Origin of the sequence: Pseudomonas sp. FDAARGOS_380, from assembly GCF_002591235.1 — a bacterium.
GTDB lineage: Bacteria > Pseudomonadota > Gammaproteobacteria > Pseudomonadales > Pseudomonadaceae > Aquipseudomonas > Aquipseudomonas salmasensis.
In genome coordinates this window covers 2,726,830-2,743,925 of the sequence record NZ_CP023969.1, presented here as the reverse complement: position 1 = coordinate 2,743,925, position 17,096 = coordinate 2,726,830, and the positions used below count along the sequence as shown (strand labels likewise).

Below are 17,096 nucleotides of genomic sequence, written 5' to 3'. Positions count from 1 at the left end.
GCGAGCGGGACGCTGAGCACTGAACCAAGTAGCGCTCAACCCGGTAATCTAGCAGCCGGGCCGGAGTCTGCCCCAAGAGCATAACCAAACACCGGGCGAACAGCGCACTAAATCGATGGATCCGAGTCCAACGCTGCACGCTCGCCCCGGCGTTGCACACTTTTTAACCAAGGCCTTGCCGCTATGAAAAAAATCCTCTTTGCCCTGTCTGCCCTCGCCCTGCTCGCTGCTTGCGATAAAGCCCCGAAAGAAGCCCCCAAGCCCGCGCCCGCTTCCGTGCAAGCGACTCTGGTGCCAGAGACCCCGCCCACCGATAAATGGGTCGGCAAGTGGATCGGTGTCGAAGGCTTGCACCTGACCATCGCCAAGGACGACAGCATTGGCCGTGGCCACTACCTGCTGACCATGCAATACGGCCTCGACGCCGATGACGCTGGCACCTTCAAAGGTGAAGCCACTGACGACGGCATCGCCTTCACCCGCCCCGACGGCCCGCAGCTGTTGCGCGCTGGCGATGGCGCCGCCACCGGCTTGAAGTGGCTGGCAGATAAAAAAGACTGCCTGATCGTTGCCACTGGCGAAGGCTATTGCCGTTAATACCGACCATAATCAATCACGGTTAGCACACAGAGGATTGCTCCCATGCTATGGAAAAAAGGCCGACGCAGCGACAACGTGGTGGATGCCCGTAATGACAGTGGCGGCGGCGGTGGCGGTATGCGCTTCGGCGGCGGCAAGGGCCTGAGCCTCACGGCCATCGTGCTGATCGTCGGCATTGGCTGGTTGACCGGCCAGGACCCGATGCAGATCCTCGGCCAATTGACCGGGCAGATGGAACAGGCGCCGTCGGTCAGCACCCAGCCGCGTCAAGCGCCGCCAGCCAACGATGAGCAAGCCGACTTTGTGCGCGCTGTGCTGGGCGATACCGAAGACACCTGGGGCCAAGTGTTCCAGGAAAACGGGCTGGCCTATAAGAACCCGAAACTGATCCTGTTCCGTGGCCGGGTCAACTCTGCCTGTGGTGGCGCCACCTCAGCCAGCGGCCCGTTCTACTGCCCGGCTGACCAGCAGGTGTACCTGGACCTGGACTTCTTCCGGGAAATGTCGCAACGCTTCCAGGCCGCCGGTGACTTCGCCCAGGCCTACGTGATCGCTCACGAAATCGGGCATCACGTACAAACGTTGCTGGGCATCTCGTCCAAGATCCAGACGGCGCGCCAACAGGGTCGGCAGATGGAAGGCGACGGTGGCCTGCTGGTTCGCCAGGAACTGCAAGCCGACTGCTTTGCCGGCGTGTGGGCCAACCATGCGCAAAAACGCCTGAACTGGCTGGAACCCGGCGATATTGAAGAAGCCCTGAACGCGGCCAATGCCATCGGCGATGACCGCTTGCAGCAGCAGGGCCAGGGACGCGTGGTACCGGACTCCTTCACCCACGGCACCTCGGCCCAGCGCGTGCGCTGGTTCAAGACCGGCTTCGCCCAGGGCCAGATCACTCAATGCGATACCTTCGCGGCCAAGAGTCTTTAAATGATCAAACGATTGGGGTTACTGCTGGGTGTGCTCGTGTCCTGCTGCACCTTCGCGGCCGAACACGGCGTCAAGGTGGTCAGCCCCGATCGCTTTCATCTGGAGGCCGGCGACCTCAGCCTGGGCCTGAGCCAGGATTGGCGCCAACCGCTGCCCAAGGTCACGCGCGCATTGATCATCGTGCATGGCCGCCTGCGCAATGCGCAAACCTACCTGCAAAGCGGCATCGACGCCGCCGAGCATGCCGGGGCGGGCGGCAGTACGCTGGTGATCGCGCCGCAGTTTCTCAATCAAACGGACGTGAAGCGTAACCACCTGGACGATCAGGTTTTGCGCTGGAAGGGCAACGACTGGATGGCCGGCGAAGCGTCCACCGGCCCAGGGCAGATCAGCTCTTATGGCGCTCTGGACCAGATCATCAAGCACTTGGGCAACCGCAAACTGTTCCCGGCACTGAAAGAAATCGTGGTCGCCGGGCATTCTGGCGGCGGCCAAGTGGTGCAGCGCTTCGCCCTCACCGGCCACGACCACCCATTGCTGAACACCGAAGGCATCCGCCTGCGGTATGTGGTGGCTAACCCGTCGTCCTATGCGTACTTCAGCCCGCAACGCCCGGTGAAGTTCGATGCGACCAGTTGCCCGGGCTTCAACGATTGGAAGTACGGCATGCAAAACCTGCCGGATTACGTGGGTGACCGAGGCGCCCAGCAACTGGAACAGGCCTACGTGTCACGGGATATCACTTACCTGCTGGGCCAGCAGGACACCGACCCCAACCACCCGGCGCTGGATAAAAGCTGCGAAGCCGAGGCCCAGGGTGCGTACCGGCTGATTCGTGGCCACAACTACTTTGACTACCTCAAGCAGCGGCATCCGCAGTTGGCTCACAGGCTGGTAGAAGTGCCGGGGGTGGGGCATGACGGGGACAAGATGTTTACCTCGCCAGAGGGAGAAAAGGTGCTGTTCGCCCAGTAATCACTGACGAAACCCAATAAAAAATGTGGGAGCTGGCTTGCCTGCGATAGCGGTGGGTCAGTCGACACGCTATCAACTGACAGTCCGCTATCGCAGGCAAGCCAGCTCCCACATTTGATCTCTGTCGCCTGGGTTAGATCATTCGGCGCAGCGCCGCACAATCCTCGGCATGCCAATCCGCCAACTCCGGCCACGGGTTGTCCGGCAAGTTCACCAACACCGTCTTGGTCCCCGCCGCCCGGCCACAGTCCAGGTCAAAGCGATAATCCCCAACCATAACCATCTGGCTCGGTGCTACGTTCCAAGCCGCCGCCAGCTTCAGTAACCCACCCGGGTCCGGCTTGTGCGGCGCATCATCGCGCCCCAGCACATCCTCAATGGCAAAGCAGTCCGCCAGGCCTATCGCTTCCAGGGTGATATGCGCCAATTCCCGCGCATTACGGGTCAGGATCCCCAAGCGATAACCGCGCCCGGCCAATTCCCGTACCAGCTCAACGGCACCTTCGGCCGCAATGGAACCCAGCGCCAGTTCGCGCTCATGCTCCAGCAACCAGGCATGTTTGGCCTCTGCGACATCTGCCGGCAATGCCGCGAGGTGCGTGAGAATGTCGTCTTCAGGCGGGATCTGCAGCGCCACGCGGATAGCCGCAAAATCATGCACCGCCACCGTGAGCGTGCCGTCCATGTCGAACACCCAGTGCTTAACGTCGCAAAGGCTCATGCCCAATCCTTGCGATGGCGGATCAAACCTTCCTGGGTCACCGACGCCACCAGTTGCCCGGCGCGGTTGTACACGCTGCCCCGGGAGAAACCTCGGGAATTGCCGGCCCACGGGCTGTCCATGGCGTACAGCAACCAGTCATCGGCACGCAGGTCGGCGTGGAACCACAGCGCATGATCGAGGCTGGCGACCTGCATGTCTTTCTGCCACACGGTCTTGCCATGGGGCAGCAGCGAGGTGGTCAACAGGCCAAAGTCCGAGGCATAGGCCAGCAGGTATTTATGCAGCGCTGGCGTGTCCGCCAAGGCACCGTCGGCACGAAACCACACGTACTTGACCGGGTCGGACGGCTGCGGGTTGAACGGGTCTTTTTCGGTGACCGGGCGCACTTCGATGGGCTTGGGGCACAGCAGCTTGTCGCGCATGTGCTCGGGGATCAGGTGCGCACGCTGCTGGGTCAGCTCCAGCTCCGACGGCAGGTTTTCCGGGCCCACGACCACCGGCATGGTGGTCTGGTGCTCAAAGCCTTCTTCGTCGTACTGGAACGAGGTCGTGCAGGTGAAGATCGGATTGCCCTTTTGAATCGCGGTGACACGACGCGTGCTGAAACTGCCGCCATCGCGCACGCGGTCCACCGAATACACCACCGGCAACGCGGCATCGCCAGGGCGCAGGAAATAACCGTGCAGGGAATGCACATGCCGCGCTTCGTCTACGGTCTGGCTGGCCGCCGACAGCGATTGGCCGAGCACTTGGCCACCGAACAGTTGGCGAAAGCCCAGGTCCTGGCTGCGGCCGCGAAAGAGGTTTTCCTCGATCGGCTCCAGGGTCAGCAAGTCCACCAGATCTTCCAATACTTGGCTCATTGAAACTCTCCTCAAAGCAAAACGGTATCTACCTGTAGGAGCGAGCTTGCTCGCGAAGGTCGTTAACGATGACGCAGCGCTTCTGGTTTACCGCAGCGCTCTTGCGTTCTTCGCGAGCAAGCTCGCTCCTACGGGTTTCTGTTGAGCATGACCGCCTGCTTATCCGTGCAGCGTGTCCAACCATTGGGCGCGGGTGATGCGGTACAACACGTGAGGGCGCAGCGGGTCACCGGCTGCGACTTTCGGGTGTTCAAAATCTGCCTGCGGATCGTAATGCATACCGATGGCCTGCATGACTTTTTGTGAGGGCAGATTGCTCTCGGTGGTGAAAGCCAGGATTTCGTCCAGTTGCAGGCGGTCAAAACCACAGCGCAACGCCGTCCAGGCGGCCTCACTGGCATAACCCAGGCCCCAATGCTCACGGGCCAGGCGCCAGCCGATCTCCACCGCCGGGGTAAAGCCGGCTTCGAAGCTGACATTCGCAAGCCCCGTCAGGCCGATAAACTCACCGGTGTCCTTGCGCTGCAAAGCCCAGAAACCAAAGCCATATTCAGCAAAATGCCCGCGTATCCGGCCGATCAGCGCCGCGCTTTCCAAGTGGCTCAATTGCGCCGGGAAGTAGCGCATTACCTGCGGGTCGGCGCACATGCGCGCAAAGTCCGGCAGGTCGCTGTCGCGCCATTGGCGCAGCACCAAGCGTGCACTTTCCAATTCCAGTATCGGCTCCATGGGTCCCCCCTGCCTTGCCATGTGCGTGAGTGTACAGCGCTGTTAAGATCCTTCGCAGGTTCCCGTCAGAAAATCCCATGCCCTTGCCATTGATCTACCACGAAGACTACAGCCCTGAGTTCCCGGCGGACCACCGGTTCCCCATGGACAAGTTTCGCCTGTTGCGTGACCACTTGGTGGACAGCGGCCTGACCGAAGACAGCCAATTGCTGCGCCCGTCGCTATGCCCGGCAGACATTTTGGCCCTGGCCCATGAACCTGGGTATATCGAACGCTACATGGGCGGCGAACTGTCCCGCGAAGACCAACGCCGCCTCGGCCTGCCCTGGAGCGAAGCCCTGGCCCGGCGCACGGTGCGTGCGGTGGGCGGCTCGATCCTGGCCGCCGAACAAGCCCTGGAACATGGCCTGGCCTGCCATCTGGCGGGCGGCACCCACCATGCCCATTACGATTATCCGGCCGGTTTCTGCATTTTTAATGACCTGGCGGTGATCAGCCATTACCTGTTGGCCAGCGGCCGGGTCAATCGTGTGCTGATCTTCGATTGCGACGTGCACCAGGGCGACGGCACTGCACGCATCCTCCACGACACGCCGGAGGCCATCACCGTGTCGCTGCACTGCGAAAAGAACTTCCCGGCCCGCAAGGCCCAGAGCGACTGGGACATCCCGCTGCCCATGGGCATGGGCGATGCCGACTACCTCAAGGTGGTGGATGACGCGCTCAACTACCTGCTGCCGCTCTACCAGCCAGACCTGGTGCTGTACGACGCCGGCGTGGATGTGCACAAGGACGACGCCCTCGGTTACCTCAAGCTGACAGACGCCGGCGTCGCCGCCCGTGATGAAAGCGTGATGCGCCACTGCCTGGGCCGCGACATTCCGGTGATGGGCGTAATCGGTGGCGGCTACAGCAAGGACCGCCCCGCCCTCGCCCGCCGCCATGGCATCCTGCACCACAGCGCGCAGCGGGTATGGACGTCATCAGGTTGTCATTGAAGTGTGAGCGTTACCCACAATGCCTGTGGAACGGCCTGTGGATAACTTGAGCGTAAGCGGCTGCAAGCGTTTGGCCGTATGGCCTGTAGGAAAGTGTACGTTTTTTGATCAGGCAGCGGCGTCGTGGTCGGGTAGAATGCTCGGCCTATTCATACCACCGTAGCCCTGCCCATGCCTCAGACTTCTGCCCACCACGTCTCCATTATCGGCGGCGGCCCCGCCGGGCTGATGGCCGCCGAAGTCTTGAGCCAGGCGGGCGTGCGCGTGGACCTGTACGACGGCATGCCATCGGTGGGGCGCAAGTTCCTGCTGGCCGGCGTGGGCGGTATGAATATCACCCACTCCGAAGCCTACCCGGCGTTCCTGTCGCGCTACGCCGAACGCGCCCCGCACATGGCGCCGCTGCTGCGCAGCTTTGGCGCCGAGGCGTTGTGCGAATGGATTCATGGCCTGGGCATTCAAACCTTCGTCGGCACCTCTGGCCGCGTATTTCCTACCGATATGAAAGCCGCGCCCCTGTTGCGCGCCTGGCTCAAGCGCCTGCGGGAGCAAGGTGTGGTTATCCACACCCGGCATCGTTGGACGGGTTGGAATGCCGAGGGCGATTTACTTATCCACAGCCCGGAGGGCGAAAAAGTTGTCCACAGCGACGCCTTGCTACTGGCCCTGGGCGGCGGCAGTTGGTCGCGCCTGGGCTCCGACGGTGCGTGGCTTAACCTGTTTGAAGGCAAAGGCCTGCCCTATGTGCGGCTGCAACCGAGCAACTGCGGGTTTGAAGTGTCGGCGTGGAGCGAGTTGATGGTCAGCAAATTCGCCGGCGCACCGTTGAAAAACGTCGCCATTGGCTTGGCAGACGACAAACCTCGGCTGGGCGAGTGTGTGATCACTGCCACCGGTATTGAAGGCAGCTTGATCTACGCCTTGTCAGCGCCGATTCGCGAAGCGATCAACCGCGACGGTGCGGCCACGGTGCATATCGACTTGCTGCCCAGCAAGCCGCTGGACAAGGTGCAGGCCGCATTGGCCAAGCCCCGTGGCTCGCGGTCGATGAGCAAGCACTTGCACAGTCAGTTGGGGTTGGATGGCGTGAAGGCGGCGTTGTTGCGCGAGCTGACGCCTGCTGAACACTTCACCGATCCGGCGCAATTGGCGGTGGATATCAAGGCGTTGCCGCTGACGCTGGTGAGGACGCGACCGATGGATGAGGCGATCAGCACGGCCGGTGGTGTGCCGTTTGAAGCGCTGGATGAGCGGTTGATGCTCAAGCCATTGCCTGGGGTGTTCTGTGCGGGGGAAATGCTCGATTGGGAGGCGCCGACCGGTGGGTATTTGCTGACCGGCTGTTTTGCCAGTGGCCGGGCGGCTGGGCTGGGGATGTTGGAGTGGCTTAACCGCTGAAACTTTCAGTGAGTCCAAGTCCGTCTTCGCGAGCAAGCCCGCTCCCACAGTTTGAATGTATTCACAGATCAACATGTGGGAGCGGGCTTGCTCGCGAAGGGGCCATCAAAGCCCCCTAAAAGCTTACTTCTTCTTACGCGGCCCGGTGTTAAACACCGGCACCTTGCGCACCGGCTTGATCGAAGGCTCGGCCGGGGCCACTTCCCCACTGTCCACCCACTTGCCCAGGTTGCGCTTACCGCCACCGCCAGAGGCCTTAGGCTTCTTCGGCTTTTTCGGTTTCTTCACCACCTGCCCGCTGGCATCGGTGTCCGGCACGCGATGCTCCGGCTCGAAATCCGGCTCCATTTTGCGGGTGAGGGTCTGGCGGGTCAGCATCTCGATGGCCGAGAGCATGTTCACCTCATCGGCACACACCAGGGAAATCGCCTCACCGGTGTTGCCCGCACGCCCGGTACGGCCAATGCGGTGGATGTAGTCTTCGGCCACGATCGGCAGGTCAAAGTTGACCACCAGCGGCAGGTCTTCGATATCCAGGCCACGGGCCGCTACATCAGTAGCCACCAGGATCTGCACGTCGCTGGCCTTGAAGCGGTCCAGTGCGCGTTGGCGGGTGGCTTGGGGTTTGTCGCCATGGATGCCGTCGGCGTTGATGCCCAGGCCCTGCAACTTGTCCACCAGGGCGTCCACGCCGTTGCGGGTCTTGGCGAACACCAGCACTTGCTTCCAACGGCCCTTGCGCATCAGGTGCACAAACAGCTCCGGCTTGCGCTTTTTGTCCACCGGCACCACCCACTGCTTGACGGTGTTGGCGGCGACGTTGCGTGGGCTGACTTCGATGCTCAGCGGGTCGTTGAGCATCTGCCCGGCGAGCAGGCGAATGTCATCGGAGAAGGTCGCGGAGAACAGCAGGGTCTGGCGCTTTTTCGGCAACATGCGGTAGATGTTCGCCAGTTCTTCGGAGAAGCCCAAGTCGAGCATACGGTCGGCTTCGTCCAGCACCAGGGTTTGCAGCTGGTTGAGTTTCAGTGCGTTCTGGCGGAACAGATCGATCAGGCGGCCAGGGGTGGCGACCAGAATGTCCACACCCTTGCGCAGCTTCATCATCTGCGGGTTGATGCTCACGCCGCCGTACACTGCGTAAGTGGTCAGCGGCAGGTGTTGCGCGTACTCGGCAACGCTGGCGTGAACCTGCTCGGCCAGCTCGCGAGTCGGGCACAGGATCAGCGCACGCGCCGAGTTGGCGGCGACTTTCGGCCCTTCCAGGGTCAGCAGTTGCAGCAGCGGCAAGGCGAAACCTGCGGTCTTGCCGGTGCCGGTCTGGGCCGCGGCCATCAGGTCGCGACCGGCCAGCACGGCCGGAATGGCTTGGGCCTGCACCGGCGTCGGGGTCTGGTAGCCAAGCGTCTCAAGGGCGCGCAGCAAGGGTTCGATCAGGCCAAGGGTGGCGAAAGTCATGTAGTTACCGTAGGAAAAATTCAGCGCAAGGGCGTAATGCGCGGCAGTTTACCTTATTTCCGGTTTGGGCTTGCGCCATTGGGGCAGGCTGATCAGCAACACCGCGCTGATGATCACCAGCATCGCCAGGGCTTCTTCCAGGCCGATGCTCTCACCCACGAACACAATCCCCAGTAACACGGCCACGGCCGGGTTCACATAGGCATAGCTGGTCGCCGCCGCCGGGCGTACGTGCTTGAGCAGGTACATATAGGCGTTGAAGGCAATGATCGAGCCGAACACCGTGAGGTACGCCAGGGCCAGCCAGCCTTCCAGCGGCGGCATGGCCTGCAGGTGCTCGCCAGACAACGCGCTGACGATCAGCAGCGCGACGCCGGCCACGAGCATTTCCGCGGCGCTGGCCATGGCGCCTTGGGGCAGCGGCAAGTGGCGGCTCCACACCGAGCCGAAGGCCCAGGACGCCGCTGCCATCAACAGCAACACCGCGCCCAGTGGGCTCGACTGCAAGGTACTGCCCATGTTGAGCATGGCGATGCCGATGATCCCCAGCAGCACCCCGGCCCATTCCAGCCGCGTATTACGCGCGCCCCAGAAAAACCCACACAGCAAGGTAAACAGCGGCACCGTCGCCACCGCCAGCGCGGCCACGCCGGACGACACGCCCATATGTTCGGCCACACTCACGCCACCATTGCCCACGGTGAGCAACAAAATGCCGATCATCCCGGCCGCCTTCCACTGCGGCCAGGTCGGCGCCGGCACCCCGCGCCACCTGAGAAAGCCGTACATCAACGCGCCCGCCGTGCAAAACCGAATGCCCGCCAGCAACAACGGCGGCCAGTACTCCACGCCAATGCGGATCACCAGGTAGGTGGAACCCCAGATCACATACAACGCAAAAAAGGCGGCGATCAACGGTAAGGGAAAGCGACGTGGGCCAGGCATTGGGCGGCTCTATGGCAGGAAATGGGAGACTTATTCTAGAAACGAAGGTGGATAAACTTAAGTTACAAAACCTGTTTAAAACGCCAATACACTTCTCAAACCATGGTTATCAAGGCTATAAACCGTGCTTTCGAAAGCGATGCGCAACCGGAGCCTTATCATGGACAAATACGACCGCATGCTCCTCAGCGCCCTGCTTGAAGATGGCCGTGCTTCCTACGCGCAACTGGCGCGCACCGTGAACCTCTCCGCCCCCGCCGTGGCCGAACGCGTGGCCAAGCTTGAGGCCAGCGGCGTGATCACCGGCTACCAGGCCAAGGTGGATTTATCCAAGGTGGGCTTGCCGATTCAATGCGTGATCGAGTTGCGGCTGACCAATCATGGCAGCCAAAAGGTGTACGACGCCCTGGCGGAAATACCCGAACTGACCGAATGCCACCGGGTTACCGGCGACCCCTGCGTGATCATGCAAGCGGCGGTGGGCACCATGCCGCAGCTGGAAGACCTGATTAATCGGGTGGCGAAGTTCGGGTTCAGCAAGACCTCGATTATTTTGTCCAGCGCCATAGAGCGGCGGGTGCCGTTGGGGCAGTTGGACACCAATGGCAAAAATGCTGGCTGATCTGCCCAAGCGACGCGGTCAACTGTGGGAGCTGGCTTGCCTGCGATGGCGCCAGTGGCCTCACCGGTTGCCCGCCGCCGCCCCCCTGTAGGAGCGAGCTTGCTCGCGAAAAACCCGAGGGCGCCGCGTGCATTCAGGACGCCAGCGTCACCGTTGGCGTTCTTCGCGAGCAAGCTCGCTCCTACAAAGGGCTTGATCTGCGCTCGATCAGATCGACTATCTGCTTGATGGTCGTGATGTGATCCCAATCCTCCTGCGTCGCTTGCAACTTGAACTGCCATTTGATCTGCATGACAAAGCACGTCAGGTCGTCATCAATGATGTCGAAGTCATGGATGAAATCGGTTTGCTCCGTCACTTCACTTCGGTCGATAAAACCGATGATATCGACGAATAGCTGGATCACTTTTTCGCTGATGTCGGCTCTGGTCGAATGATCCTTCATTTCTAGCCGCCTTTTTATCCTGAATAACAACCTGAGCCTCGAAGATGCCCTGGCCCACGCGTCGGATGATGTGATGAACGGGGTGGTGGACCAGGCGCTGGAGTGCGCACAGCCTCGATAGGACACGCATAACCCCATGTGGGAGCGGGCTTGCTCGCGAAGGCGGTGTGTCAGTCAACTTATTTAGCGACTGACACCCTGCATTTGCTGATCGTTCCCACGCTCTGCGTGGGAATGCCGCCCTGGACGCTCTGCGTCCGCTCTTAAAGTCGTGACGCGGAGCGTCACCAGATGCATGCCCACGCGGAGCGTGAGGACGATCATCTTCAGTGTACTTAGAACCCGCGATGTTTCTTCAGGTGTTCATTGATCTTTGCGGCAGGCACTTTCTGCAACGTGCACAACAGGTCATGGGACAGCTCGCGCAAACCATGAGTCTGGCGCAGTTCCTGGGCCAGGTGCGCGGTGAGGTTAGCGGCCATTTCCGCGTCCGCCAGCGCCCGGTGAGCCTGGCCGGTGTGGGGCAGTTTGGCGTAGGTGTTGAGGGTGCCGAGCTTGTGGTTGGGCGCCGCCGGCATGAGGCGGCGGGCCAGCAGCAGGGAGCAGGCGAACTTTTGCAGGCGGGTGCGGCGGATCAGGCCGAGCTCAAAGTCCCAGAACTTCTGGTCGAACGCGGCGTTGTGCGCCATCAGTGGCGTGGTGCCGACGAACTCATTGACCTCGTTCATCACCCGCTCAGCCGGTGGCGCGCTGCGCAGCATGGCGTTGCTGATGCCGGTGAGCTGTTCGATAAACGCCGGTACACGCACGCCGGCGTTCATCAGGCTCTGGTAGCGGTCCACGATTTGCCCGCGTTCGAGGATGACCACGCCAATCTCCGTGGCCCGGCAGTGGCTGCTGGGGGTGATGCCGGTGGTTTCAAAGTCGATGACCGCTATGCGTTCCAAACCTGTTCCTACTCCGTTCAACGATCTATTTGAGCAACAACGCGCCTTCGATCGGCACGTAGTGGCTGGCGGCGCGTATCAATGAGTTGGCCGTCAGCCCCGGCACGCCGTAGGCCACGGCGCGCACGCCATGCTTGTGGATAATGCGCTCGAGCAGCATGTCGAAATCACCGTCACCGGAGGCCAGCACGACCTCGTCGACATGGTCGGCGGCGTCCATGATGTCCAGGGTGATGCCCACGTCCCAGTCGCCCTTGGCCGAGCCATCGCTGCGCTGGATGTACGGCTTGAGTTTTACCGTAAAGCCCAGGTTGCGCAGGATCTGCTGGAACTGCTGCTGCTTGCTGTCGCCACGGTCGATGGCATAGGCGTACGCCTCGACAATCTGCCCGCGCGCGCTGATGTCAGCCCACAGAGCGGCGTAGTTGAAGTGGCAACCATAGGCCTGGCGCACGGTGTAGTAGAGGTTTTGCACATCGGCGAACACTGCAATTTTTTTCACCGCACTTCCTCATGGACAGCCAGGCGCCAGCGCCCGGAAAGGGCGCCAGTATGCCAGCCAAGGGAGTGTTTCCGGGAAAAAATCAGACCGGAGCGCCGTGGCGTTCCGGTCTGCGTGGGTCAGACGAAAGAATCGTCGTCGCCAAAGGATGAGGAATCGTCCGAATAATCGCTGTCGGTGTTATCACTGCCCCAGCGGTCATTGCCGGCGAACTGCTGGTCATCGTTGCCCCAGTTGCCTTGATCGCTGGCCGGTGCCGGTTGTTCGATGATCTCCTCCACTACCTGCGGCTGCGAGTTGTGATGGAACAGGCTGCTGATCCCTTCGGCCAGCAACACACCACCGGCCACACCCGCGGCGGTCTTCATGGCGCCACCGAGGAAACCACTGCCGGCTGGTGCGGCGACCGGTGCTTGCGGCGGCTGGTAGTTCTGCTGCGGCGCAGGCTGGCCAAAAGCGGGCCGCGCCGGTTCACGCCAGCCCCCACCTGAGTTACTCGGCGCAGGCTGTGGCTCCCGGGAGCCGCCGCCAAAGATGCTCGACAGGAACCCACCACCGCTGGCCGGCGCAGGTTGCGTGGCCTTGGCCCGTTGCAACTCGTCCTGCAATTGCTGGATCTGCTGGGCCTGTTGCTTGTTCTGCGCGTCAAGGCTTTGCAGCGCATGTTCCTGCACCAGAATCGACTGGGTCATGTAGTAGCCGACGGCGGGTTGGCGAGCCATATGCTCCTTGATCCGCGCTTCGGCCTGTGCGTCGCGGGGGGCTGAGTCCGTTTCGGCTTGCTGCAACCGAGAAAACAGTCCATCGATCAGGGTTTGCTCTTCGCTGTTCATGGCGACCTCGTAGATTGCCGATAAAAATTCTCGTCCCGCCTGTGATCAGGCCAGGGGCTTTTCAGTTATGGGGATGTTACGAGTTGTTTCAATGGTCTTTACTCAAGGTTTACGTTTGCGCCCCTTTGAGCCTGATCGGTTAAAGTGTCGCCCTCTGCTTCCAGGCCTGTGATGACCCCGATGAATCCGTTAGACGTTTTGCGCGACTCCTTCCGCTTTACCCAGCGCAACCTGGGCGCCATCGTCCAGCTGTGCCTGCCATTGGTGATCCTCGAAGCCTTGCTGCAACAGGTGCTGGACCACACGCTGGGCCCGGATGCGTTTCCCGGCTACAGCGTGGTCGTGGGTTTATTGGTGTACCCGCTGTACACCGGCGCCCTGATCCTGTTTCTCGACGCCCGCACCCGGGGCGAGTCGCCGCGCACCAAGGACATATGGGCCATGGCCTTGAGCCTGTGGCCGCGTTTCGCCCTGCTGACGGCCATGAGCACCTTGCTGATTCTGCTGGGGCTGTCGCTGTATTTCCTGCCGGGCCTGTGGCTGATGGTGGTGTTGGCGTTTGCCGAATACCTGCTGGTATTGCGCGGCATGCCGGCGTTGGCGGCGATGAAGGAAAGCCTGCGCCTGACCCGTGGGCATTTCTGGCGCATCCTGGTGTGCCTGCTGTGCGTGATGACGCCGCTGTGGCTGCTCAAGGGCGCCAGCGTGGCGGCGTACCCTGAGCCGGCGCCGTTGCTGGGGCTGCTGATGGACAGCGCCCACAGCTTTCTGCAACTGTTCACCAGCGTGGTGTTGTTCCGTTTATTCATGCTGATCGGTGGCGACGCCGACGTGCGGTGATATGCTCCGTGGCTCTTCTGACACGCATATAAGCCGAGCCGATGACCCGTTTATTGCGCATCACCCTGTTGAGCCTGTTGATCATCGCCGGCCTGCTGGCCGCGCTGATCTACAGCCTGACCTGGCGCCCTGCCGACAAAGAGACCCTGCCCGTCAGCTGCGTGGCACCCCGCGCGCCGACGTTGTTGCCGGGGCAGGCGCTCAAGGTCATGACCTGGAATGTGCAATACCTGGCCGGCAAGAACTACGTGTTCTGGTACGACACCCCGGACGGCAGCGGCCCGGATGATCGCCCCACCGTCGAAGACATGGCGTTCAGCCTCGACGAAGTGGCCCGGGTGATTCGCGACGAACAGCCCGACATCCTGCTGTTGCAGGAAGTCGACGAAGGCGCCAAGCCTTCCCACTATCAGGACCAGTTTGCGCTGTTGCAGGAGCGCCTGGTGGATCTGTACCCGTGCAGCACCCAGGCGTTCGACTGGAAAGCCGACTTTGTGCCCAGCCTGCACATCTTCGGTAGCGTGGGGCGCAAGCTCGCTACCCTCAGCCGCTACCAGATCGAACACGCCGAACGCCTGCAACTGCCAACCGCCGAAGCCAACTTCATCAGCCGCCAGTTCCAGCCTAAACCTGCGTTGCTACTGACTTACCTGCCCTTGAGCGATGGCGGCCAACTGGCCGTGCTCAATACACGCCTGGACGGCGGTGCGCCTGGGCGCAGTGCCGTGCGGGAGCAAGTCACGAGTACGGTAAAACTGCTGGATAAACTCGAAGGTCGCGGCACACCCTGGTTGATTGGCGGGGATTTCAACCTGCTGCCACTGGGCCAGTTCTTGCGCCTGGACGCGAGCAAGCGTGGCCAGTATTCGCCGGACAGTGAGTTGCATCTGCTGTGGGACAAGTACCCGATGATCCCCAGCAACAGCCAATCCAGTGGCATCGACCGTGAGAAATGGCTGACGCACTTCCCCAACGACCCAGGCCTTGATGGCCCGGATCGCACGCTGGATTACCTGTTCTACAGCTCGCGGATCAAACGTCTGGAAGCCAAGGTGCGCCAGGAAGATACGTTGCGCATTTCCAACCACCTGCCGGTGATCGCCCGCTTCCTGCTGCCTGCCGCGCAATAAGCCCTAGGGTTTCAGGAGCGGCTTAAGCCACTCAAGGCTGGCAACCGTGGTGCCGGATGGGCGGTATTCACAGCCGATCCATCCTCGGTAGCCACGCTGCTCCAGCGCCGCGAACAAGCCAGCAAAGTCCATGGTCCCGGTGCCCGGCTCATGACGCCCCGGGTTGTCGGCGATTTGTACATGGACGGTCCTGTCGTAAAACTGCGCCAGCACCCCGGCTGCATCGCCGGTCAACAGCTGGGCATGGTAAAGGTCCAGAATCATCCCGACACTCGTAAAGGTTTCCAGCACCTGCTGGGCCTTGCTGAAGTCAGACAGGTAATAGCCTGGCATCGCCTGCGGGCTGATCACTTCAATCAACGTTCGCAAACCCTGATCTTCAAGGTACTTGACCGCGTATTCCAGGTTATTGGTGTAGGCAACCGCGCTCTCATCCTGAGGCGTGGTCACGCCCGACATGATGTGCACATCCGAGCAGTTCAGCGCCTTCGCATAGCGGGCAGCCTCGCACAGCCCATCGCGAAATTCCTGCTCCTTGCCCTGCAAGGCAGCGATGCCTTTGGTCACACCCGCCGGCGCCGCGAACTGAATCAACGGCAGGTTGTATTGGGCCAGGTGGTCGGCGAGCAGGCTGGCGTCGAATTCATAGGGGGACGGGAACTCCACCGCCCTGAAACCGGCAGCGGCGGCGGCTTCGATGCGTTGCAGAAAAGGCAATTCGTTGAATTGAAAACCGAGGTGAGCATTGAATTTGAGCATTGGGTACCTATCCATCCTGGGAATAAACAAATCATCAGCCTGGAGCCTCCTTCGCGGCTCCAGCGCCACACTATCGAAAGTGGTCAGTGCGAATACTCATGCTCTTCGTATGGTATTTTCCCACTCCAGTGCGGTGGGGGCATCTGCCCCGACGGGAACGGACTGAAGCTAACCATTCGGAATAGAACCTGTGATCAAGAAAGACCTCGCCCTGCAGTTGGCCCCCCGCGTCATCGACCTGGTTCGCGCCCGTTCGATGAAAGCCGGTGAGCCCTTGCGCGAGCAGACCTTTGCCCAAGCGCTCGGGGTGTCGCGCTCGCCGATTCGGCGGGTTTTTGCCTTGCTCGCCGAATGGGACCTTGCCATTCAAGAGCCCAATCGTGGCTACTTCCTCAAACAAGGTGCCGGGCAGATTCAGGAGGCCGCAGTGCCTTGCGCCAGCGATCCTTTCGAGGACTTTTACCTGCGTGTGGTCGACGACATTCTGGGCGGTGAAATACCTGCGCACTTTTTCGAAGCGCAGTTGTTGCGGCGTTACGAGGTGCCGCGGGGGCAGTTGCTCAAGGTGCTGAACCGGCTGGCCAGCGAAGCGATGGTGGAGCGTAAGCCGGGCCAAGGGTGGGGCCTCAAGGACTTCGTGCATAACACGCAGGCGCACATTCAAAGCTACCGTTTCCGGATGGCCATCGAACCGGCGGCGCTGCTTGAGCCGGGTTATCAGGTCAATCACGCCGCGTTTGCCCAGGCCAGGCAACAGCAACAGGCCCTGATCGACGGCGAGATCCAGACCCTGTCCCGCGCGCAACTGTTCCAGGTGGGCGCCCAGTTTCACGAAATGATCGTGCAGTGTTCCGGCAATGTTTTTTTCATCGACGCCATACGCCACCAGAATCAGCTCAGGCGCTTTATGGGCTACAAGGCCAACATCGATCGCACGCGTCTTAAGGCGCAATGCCAGGAACACATCCATTTGCTCGACCTCATCGAGTCTGATCGGCGTGAAGAAGCCGCACAGTTTCTCTGGCGCCACCTGGATCAAGTCGGTCGACTCAAGACTGATCAACGCGCAACGCCAGAAGACAGCCAAATCTAGAGCACGTCACTGGCAACCCGTCAGTGGCGTAATGCCGTGCAGTTAAGGCTTTTTGTAGGAGCGAGCTTGTTCGCGAAAAAATCACAGGCGCCGCGTTCACACAGGAAACACGCGTTATCGTTGATGTTTTTCGCGAGCAAGCTCGCTCCTACAGAGGGCGCTATAGGCTTAACTGCACGGCATTACGTCAGTGCCGCAGCTTCGCCATCCCCCGCCCGATAAAGGGCCAATCAGCCTAGCACAATTGTTTCTAATCGAAACACAATACAAAAAAATCACCAAACAGTTAATTTTTTCACTACATA

19 protein-coding genes are annotated in these 17,096 nt (G+C 61.2%); 9 read left to right on the top strand and 10 right to left on the bottom strand.

What is annotated here, in order from left to right; all coding sequences use genetic code 11:
• The first annotated feature begins 183 nt into the window (after window positions 1–183).
• From CRN80_RS13020 to CRN80_RS13010, 3 genes are read left to right on the top strand one after another with little or no spacing between them, the layout of a single operon-like run.
• On the top strand, window positions 184–597 hold the full coding sequence (locus tag CRN80_RS13020) for a lipoprotein (protein ID WP_032895205.1): 414 nt from the start codon (window positions 184–186) through the stop codon (window positions 595–597).
• 45 nt (window positions 598–642) lie between these two features.
• Window positions 643–1,530 (top strand): neutral zinc metallopeptidase, encoded by an 888-nt coding sequence (locus tag CRN80_RS13015; RefSeq protein WP_056791996.1) that lies wholly within the window; start codon window positions 643–645, stop codon window positions 1,528–1,530.
• Window positions 1,531–2,505, top strand: a complete 975-nt coding sequence (locus CRN80_RS13010) for a hypothetical protein (RefSeq protein ID WP_098950299.1) — start codon at window positions 1,531–1,533, stop codon at window positions 2,503–2,505.
• Between the two features lie 133 nt (window positions 2,506–2,638).
• Here CRN80_RS13010 and CRN80_RS13005 read toward each other — a convergent pair whose 3' ends face one another.
• The 3 genes from CRN80_RS13005 to CRN80_RS12995 form a co-directional block, all read right to left on the bottom strand.
• Window positions 2,639–3,226 carry an HAD family hydrolase gene (locus CRN80_RS13005; protein ID WP_098950298.1) on the bottom strand — a complete coding sequence of 196 codons (588 nt, stop codon included), beginning with the start codon at window positions 3,224–3,226 and terminating at the stop codon, window positions 2,639–2,641.
• The gene (gene tesB, locus CRN80_RS13000) at window positions 3,223–4,092 is read right to left on the bottom strand and encodes an acyl-CoA thioesterase II (RefSeq protein WP_032895201.1); all 870 of its coding nucleotides are present in this window, start codon (window positions 4,090–4,092) and stop codon (window positions 3,223–3,225) included. The genes CRN80_RS13005 and tesB overlap by 4 nt, the downstream gene beginning before the upstream one ends.
• Before the next feature lie 159 nt (window positions 4,093–4,251).
• Window positions 4,252–4,821 carry a GNAT family N-acetyltransferase gene (locus CRN80_RS12995; RefSeq protein WP_014720044.1) on the bottom strand — a complete coding sequence of 190 codons (570 nt, stop codon included), beginning with the start codon at window positions 4,819–4,821 and terminating at the stop codon, window positions 4,252–4,254.
• A 77-nt stretch (window positions 4,822–4,898) separates the two neighbouring features.
• Between CRN80_RS12995 and CRN80_RS12990 the strand changes: the two genes are divergently transcribed.
• Both CRN80_RS12990 and CRN80_RS12985 read left to right on the top strand, forming a co-directional pair.
• Window positions 4,899–5,819, top strand: a complete 921-nt coding sequence (locus CRN80_RS12990; RefSeq protein ID WP_098950297.1) for a histone deacetylase — start codon at window positions 4,899–4,901, stop codon at window positions 5,817–5,819.
• A gap of 171 nt (window positions 5,820–5,990) precedes the next feature.
• Window positions 5,991–7,217 carry a TIGR03862 family flavoprotein gene (locus CRN80_RS12985; RefSeq protein ID WP_098950296.1) on the top strand — a complete coding sequence of 409 codons (1,227 nt, stop codon included), beginning with the start codon at window positions 5,991–5,993 and terminating at the stop codon, window positions 7,215–7,217.
• A 123-nt stretch (window positions 7,218–7,340) separates the two neighbouring features.
• Here CRN80_RS12985 and CRN80_RS12980 read toward each other — a convergent pair whose 3' ends face one another.
• Together CRN80_RS12980 and yedA are read right to left on the bottom strand one after the other, a co-directional pair.
• The gene (locus CRN80_RS12980) at window positions 7,341–8,675 is read right to left on the bottom strand and encodes a DEAD/DEAH box helicase (RefSeq protein WP_056791984.1); all 1,335 of its coding nucleotides are present in this window, start codon (window positions 8,673–8,675) and stop codon (window positions 7,341–7,343) included.
• Window positions 8,676–8,723: 48 nt separating this feature from the next.
• Window positions 8,724–9,620 carry a drug/metabolite exporter YedA gene (yedA, locus tag CRN80_RS12975; RefSeq protein WP_003194388.1) on the bottom strand — a complete coding sequence of 299 codons (897 nt, stop codon included), beginning with the start codon at window positions 9,618–9,620 and terminating at the stop codon, window positions 8,724–8,726.
• Between the two features lie 160 nt (window positions 9,621–9,780).
• Here yedA and CRN80_RS12970 point away from each other — a divergent pair, with 160 nt between their 5' ends.
• Window positions 9,781–10,242 carry an Lrp/AsnC family transcriptional regulator gene (locus CRN80_RS12970; protein ID WP_098950295.1) on the top strand — a complete coding sequence of 154 codons (462 nt, stop codon included), beginning with the start codon at window positions 9,781–9,783 and terminating at the stop codon, window positions 10,240–10,242.
• Window positions 10,243–10,423: 181 nt separating this feature from the next.
• Here CRN80_RS12970 and CRN80_RS12965 read toward each other — a convergent pair whose 3' ends face one another.
• The 4 genes from CRN80_RS12965 to CRN80_RS12950 form a co-directional block, all read right to left on the bottom strand.
• Window positions 10,424–10,687 carry an acyl carrier protein gene (locus tag CRN80_RS12965; RefSeq protein WP_098950294.1) on the bottom strand — a complete coding sequence of 88 codons (264 nt, stop codon included), beginning with the start codon at window positions 10,685–10,687 and terminating at the stop codon, window positions 10,424–10,426.
• Window positions 10,688–11,022: 335 nt separating this feature from the next.
• Entirely contained in the window at window positions 11,023–11,634 is a 612-nt protein-coding gene (locus tag CRN80_RS12960) for a PolC-type DNA polymerase III (protein WP_032895195.1), read from the bottom strand.
• A gap of 25 nt (window positions 11,635–11,659) precedes the next feature.
• On the bottom strand, window positions 11,660–12,136 hold the full coding sequence (locus CRN80_RS12955) for an NYN domain-containing protein (RefSeq protein ID WP_003194396.1): 477 nt from the start codon (window positions 12,134–12,136) through the stop codon (window positions 11,660–11,662).
• A 119-nt stretch (window positions 12,137–12,255) separates the two neighbouring features.
• Window positions 12,256–12,969 carry a DUF2076 domain-containing protein gene (locus CRN80_RS12950; RefSeq protein ID WP_098950293.1) on the bottom strand — a complete coding sequence of 238 codons (714 nt, stop codon included), beginning with the start codon at window positions 12,967–12,969 and terminating at the stop codon, window positions 12,256–12,258.
• A 180-nt stretch (window positions 12,970–13,149) separates the two neighbouring features.
• On the opposite strand from CRN80_RS12950, the gene CRN80_RS12945 reads away from it, so the two are divergent.
• Entirely contained in the window at window positions 13,150–13,809 is a 660-nt protein-coding gene (locus tag CRN80_RS12945; protein ID WP_003194402.1) for a YciC family protein, read from the top strand.
• Between the two features lie 41 nt (window positions 13,810–13,850).
• A complete protein-coding gene (locus CRN80_RS12940; RefSeq protein ID WP_098950292.1) occupies window positions 13,851–14,939 on the top strand; it encodes an endonuclease/exonuclease/phosphatase family protein in 1,089 nt (362 codons plus the stop codon).
• Window positions 14,940–14,942: 3 nt separating this feature from the next.
• Here the strand turns inward: CRN80_RS12940 and CRN80_RS12935 are convergent, their stop codons facing one another.
• Window positions 14,943–15,698, bottom strand: a complete 756-nt coding sequence (locus CRN80_RS12935; RefSeq protein ID WP_032895192.1) for a hydroxypyruvate isomerase family protein — start codon at window positions 15,696–15,698, stop codon at window positions 14,943–14,945.
• Between the two features lie 190 nt (window positions 15,699–15,888).
• On the opposite strand from CRN80_RS12935, the gene CRN80_RS12930 reads away from it, so the two are divergent.
• Window positions 15,889–16,791 carry a GntR family transcriptional regulator gene (locus CRN80_RS12930; RefSeq protein WP_032895190.1) on the top strand — a complete coding sequence of 301 codons (903 nt, stop codon included), beginning with the start codon at window positions 15,889–15,891 and terminating at the stop codon, window positions 16,789–16,791.
• Window positions 16,792–17,096: the final 305 nt, after the last annotated feature.

Excerpts from the sequence above, each read along its gene's own strand:
- CRN80_RS13020 (WP_032895205.1), top strand. The coding sequence starts at position 184 with ATGAAAAAAATCCTCTTTGCCCTGTCTGCCCTCGCCCTGCTCGCTGCT.
- CRN80_RS13015 (WP_056791996.1), top strand. The coding sequence starts at position 643 with ATGCTATGGAAAAAAGGCCGACGCAGCGACAACGTGGTGGATGCCCGT.
- CRN80_RS13010 (WP_098950299.1), top strand. The coding sequence starts at position 1,531 with ATGATCAAACGATTGGGGTTACTGCTGGGTGTGCTCGTGTCCTGCTGC.
- CRN80_RS13005 (WP_098950298.1), bottom strand. The coding sequence starts at position 3,226 with ATGAGCCTTTGCGACGTTAAGCACTGGGTGTTCGACATGGACGGCACG.
- tesB (WP_032895201.1), bottom strand. The coding sequence starts at position 4,092 with ATGAGCCAAGTATTGGAAGATCTGGTGGACTTGCTGACCCTGGAGCCG.
- CRN80_RS12995 (WP_014720044.1), bottom strand. The coding sequence starts at position 4,821 with ATGGAGCCGATACTGGAATTGGAAAGTGCACGCTTGGTGCTGCGCCAA.
- CRN80_RS12990 (WP_098950297.1), top strand. The coding sequence starts at position 4,899 with ATGCCCTTGCCATTGATCTACCACGAAGACTACAGCCCTGAGTTCCCG.
- CRN80_RS12985 (WP_098950296.1), top strand. The coding sequence starts at position 5,991 with ATGCCTCAGACTTCTGCCCACCACGTCTCCATTATCGGCGGCGGCCCC.
- CRN80_RS12980 (WP_056791984.1), bottom strand. The coding sequence starts at position 8,675 with ATGACTTTCGCCACCCTTGGCCTGATCGAACCCTTGCTGCGCGCCCTT.
- yedA (WP_003194388.1), bottom strand. The coding sequence starts at position 9,620 with ATGCCTGGCCCACGTCGCTTTCCCTTACCGTTGATCGCCGCCTTTTTT.
- CRN80_RS12970 (WP_098950295.1), top strand. The coding sequence starts at position 9,781 with ATGGACAAATACGACCGCATGCTCCTCAGCGCCCTGCTTGAAGATGGC.
- CRN80_RS12965 (WP_098950294.1), bottom strand. The coding sequence starts at position 10,687 with ATGAAGGATCATTCGACCAGAGCCGACATCAGCGAAAAAGTGATCCAG.
- CRN80_RS12950 (WP_098950293.1), bottom strand. The coding sequence starts at position 12,969 with ATGAACAGCGAAGAGCAAACCCTGATCGATGGACTGTTTTCTCGGTTG.
- CRN80_RS12945 (WP_003194402.1), top strand. The coding sequence starts at position 13,150 with ATGAATCCGTTAGACGTTTTGCGCGACTCCTTCCGCTTTACCCAGCGC.
- CRN80_RS12940 (WP_098950292.1), top strand. The coding sequence starts at position 13,851 with ATGACCCGTTTATTGCGCATCACCCTGTTGAGCCTGTTGATCATCGCC.
- CRN80_RS12935 (WP_032895192.1), bottom strand. The coding sequence starts at position 15,698 with ATGCTCAAATTCAATGCTCACCTCGGTTTTCAATTCAACGAATTGCCT.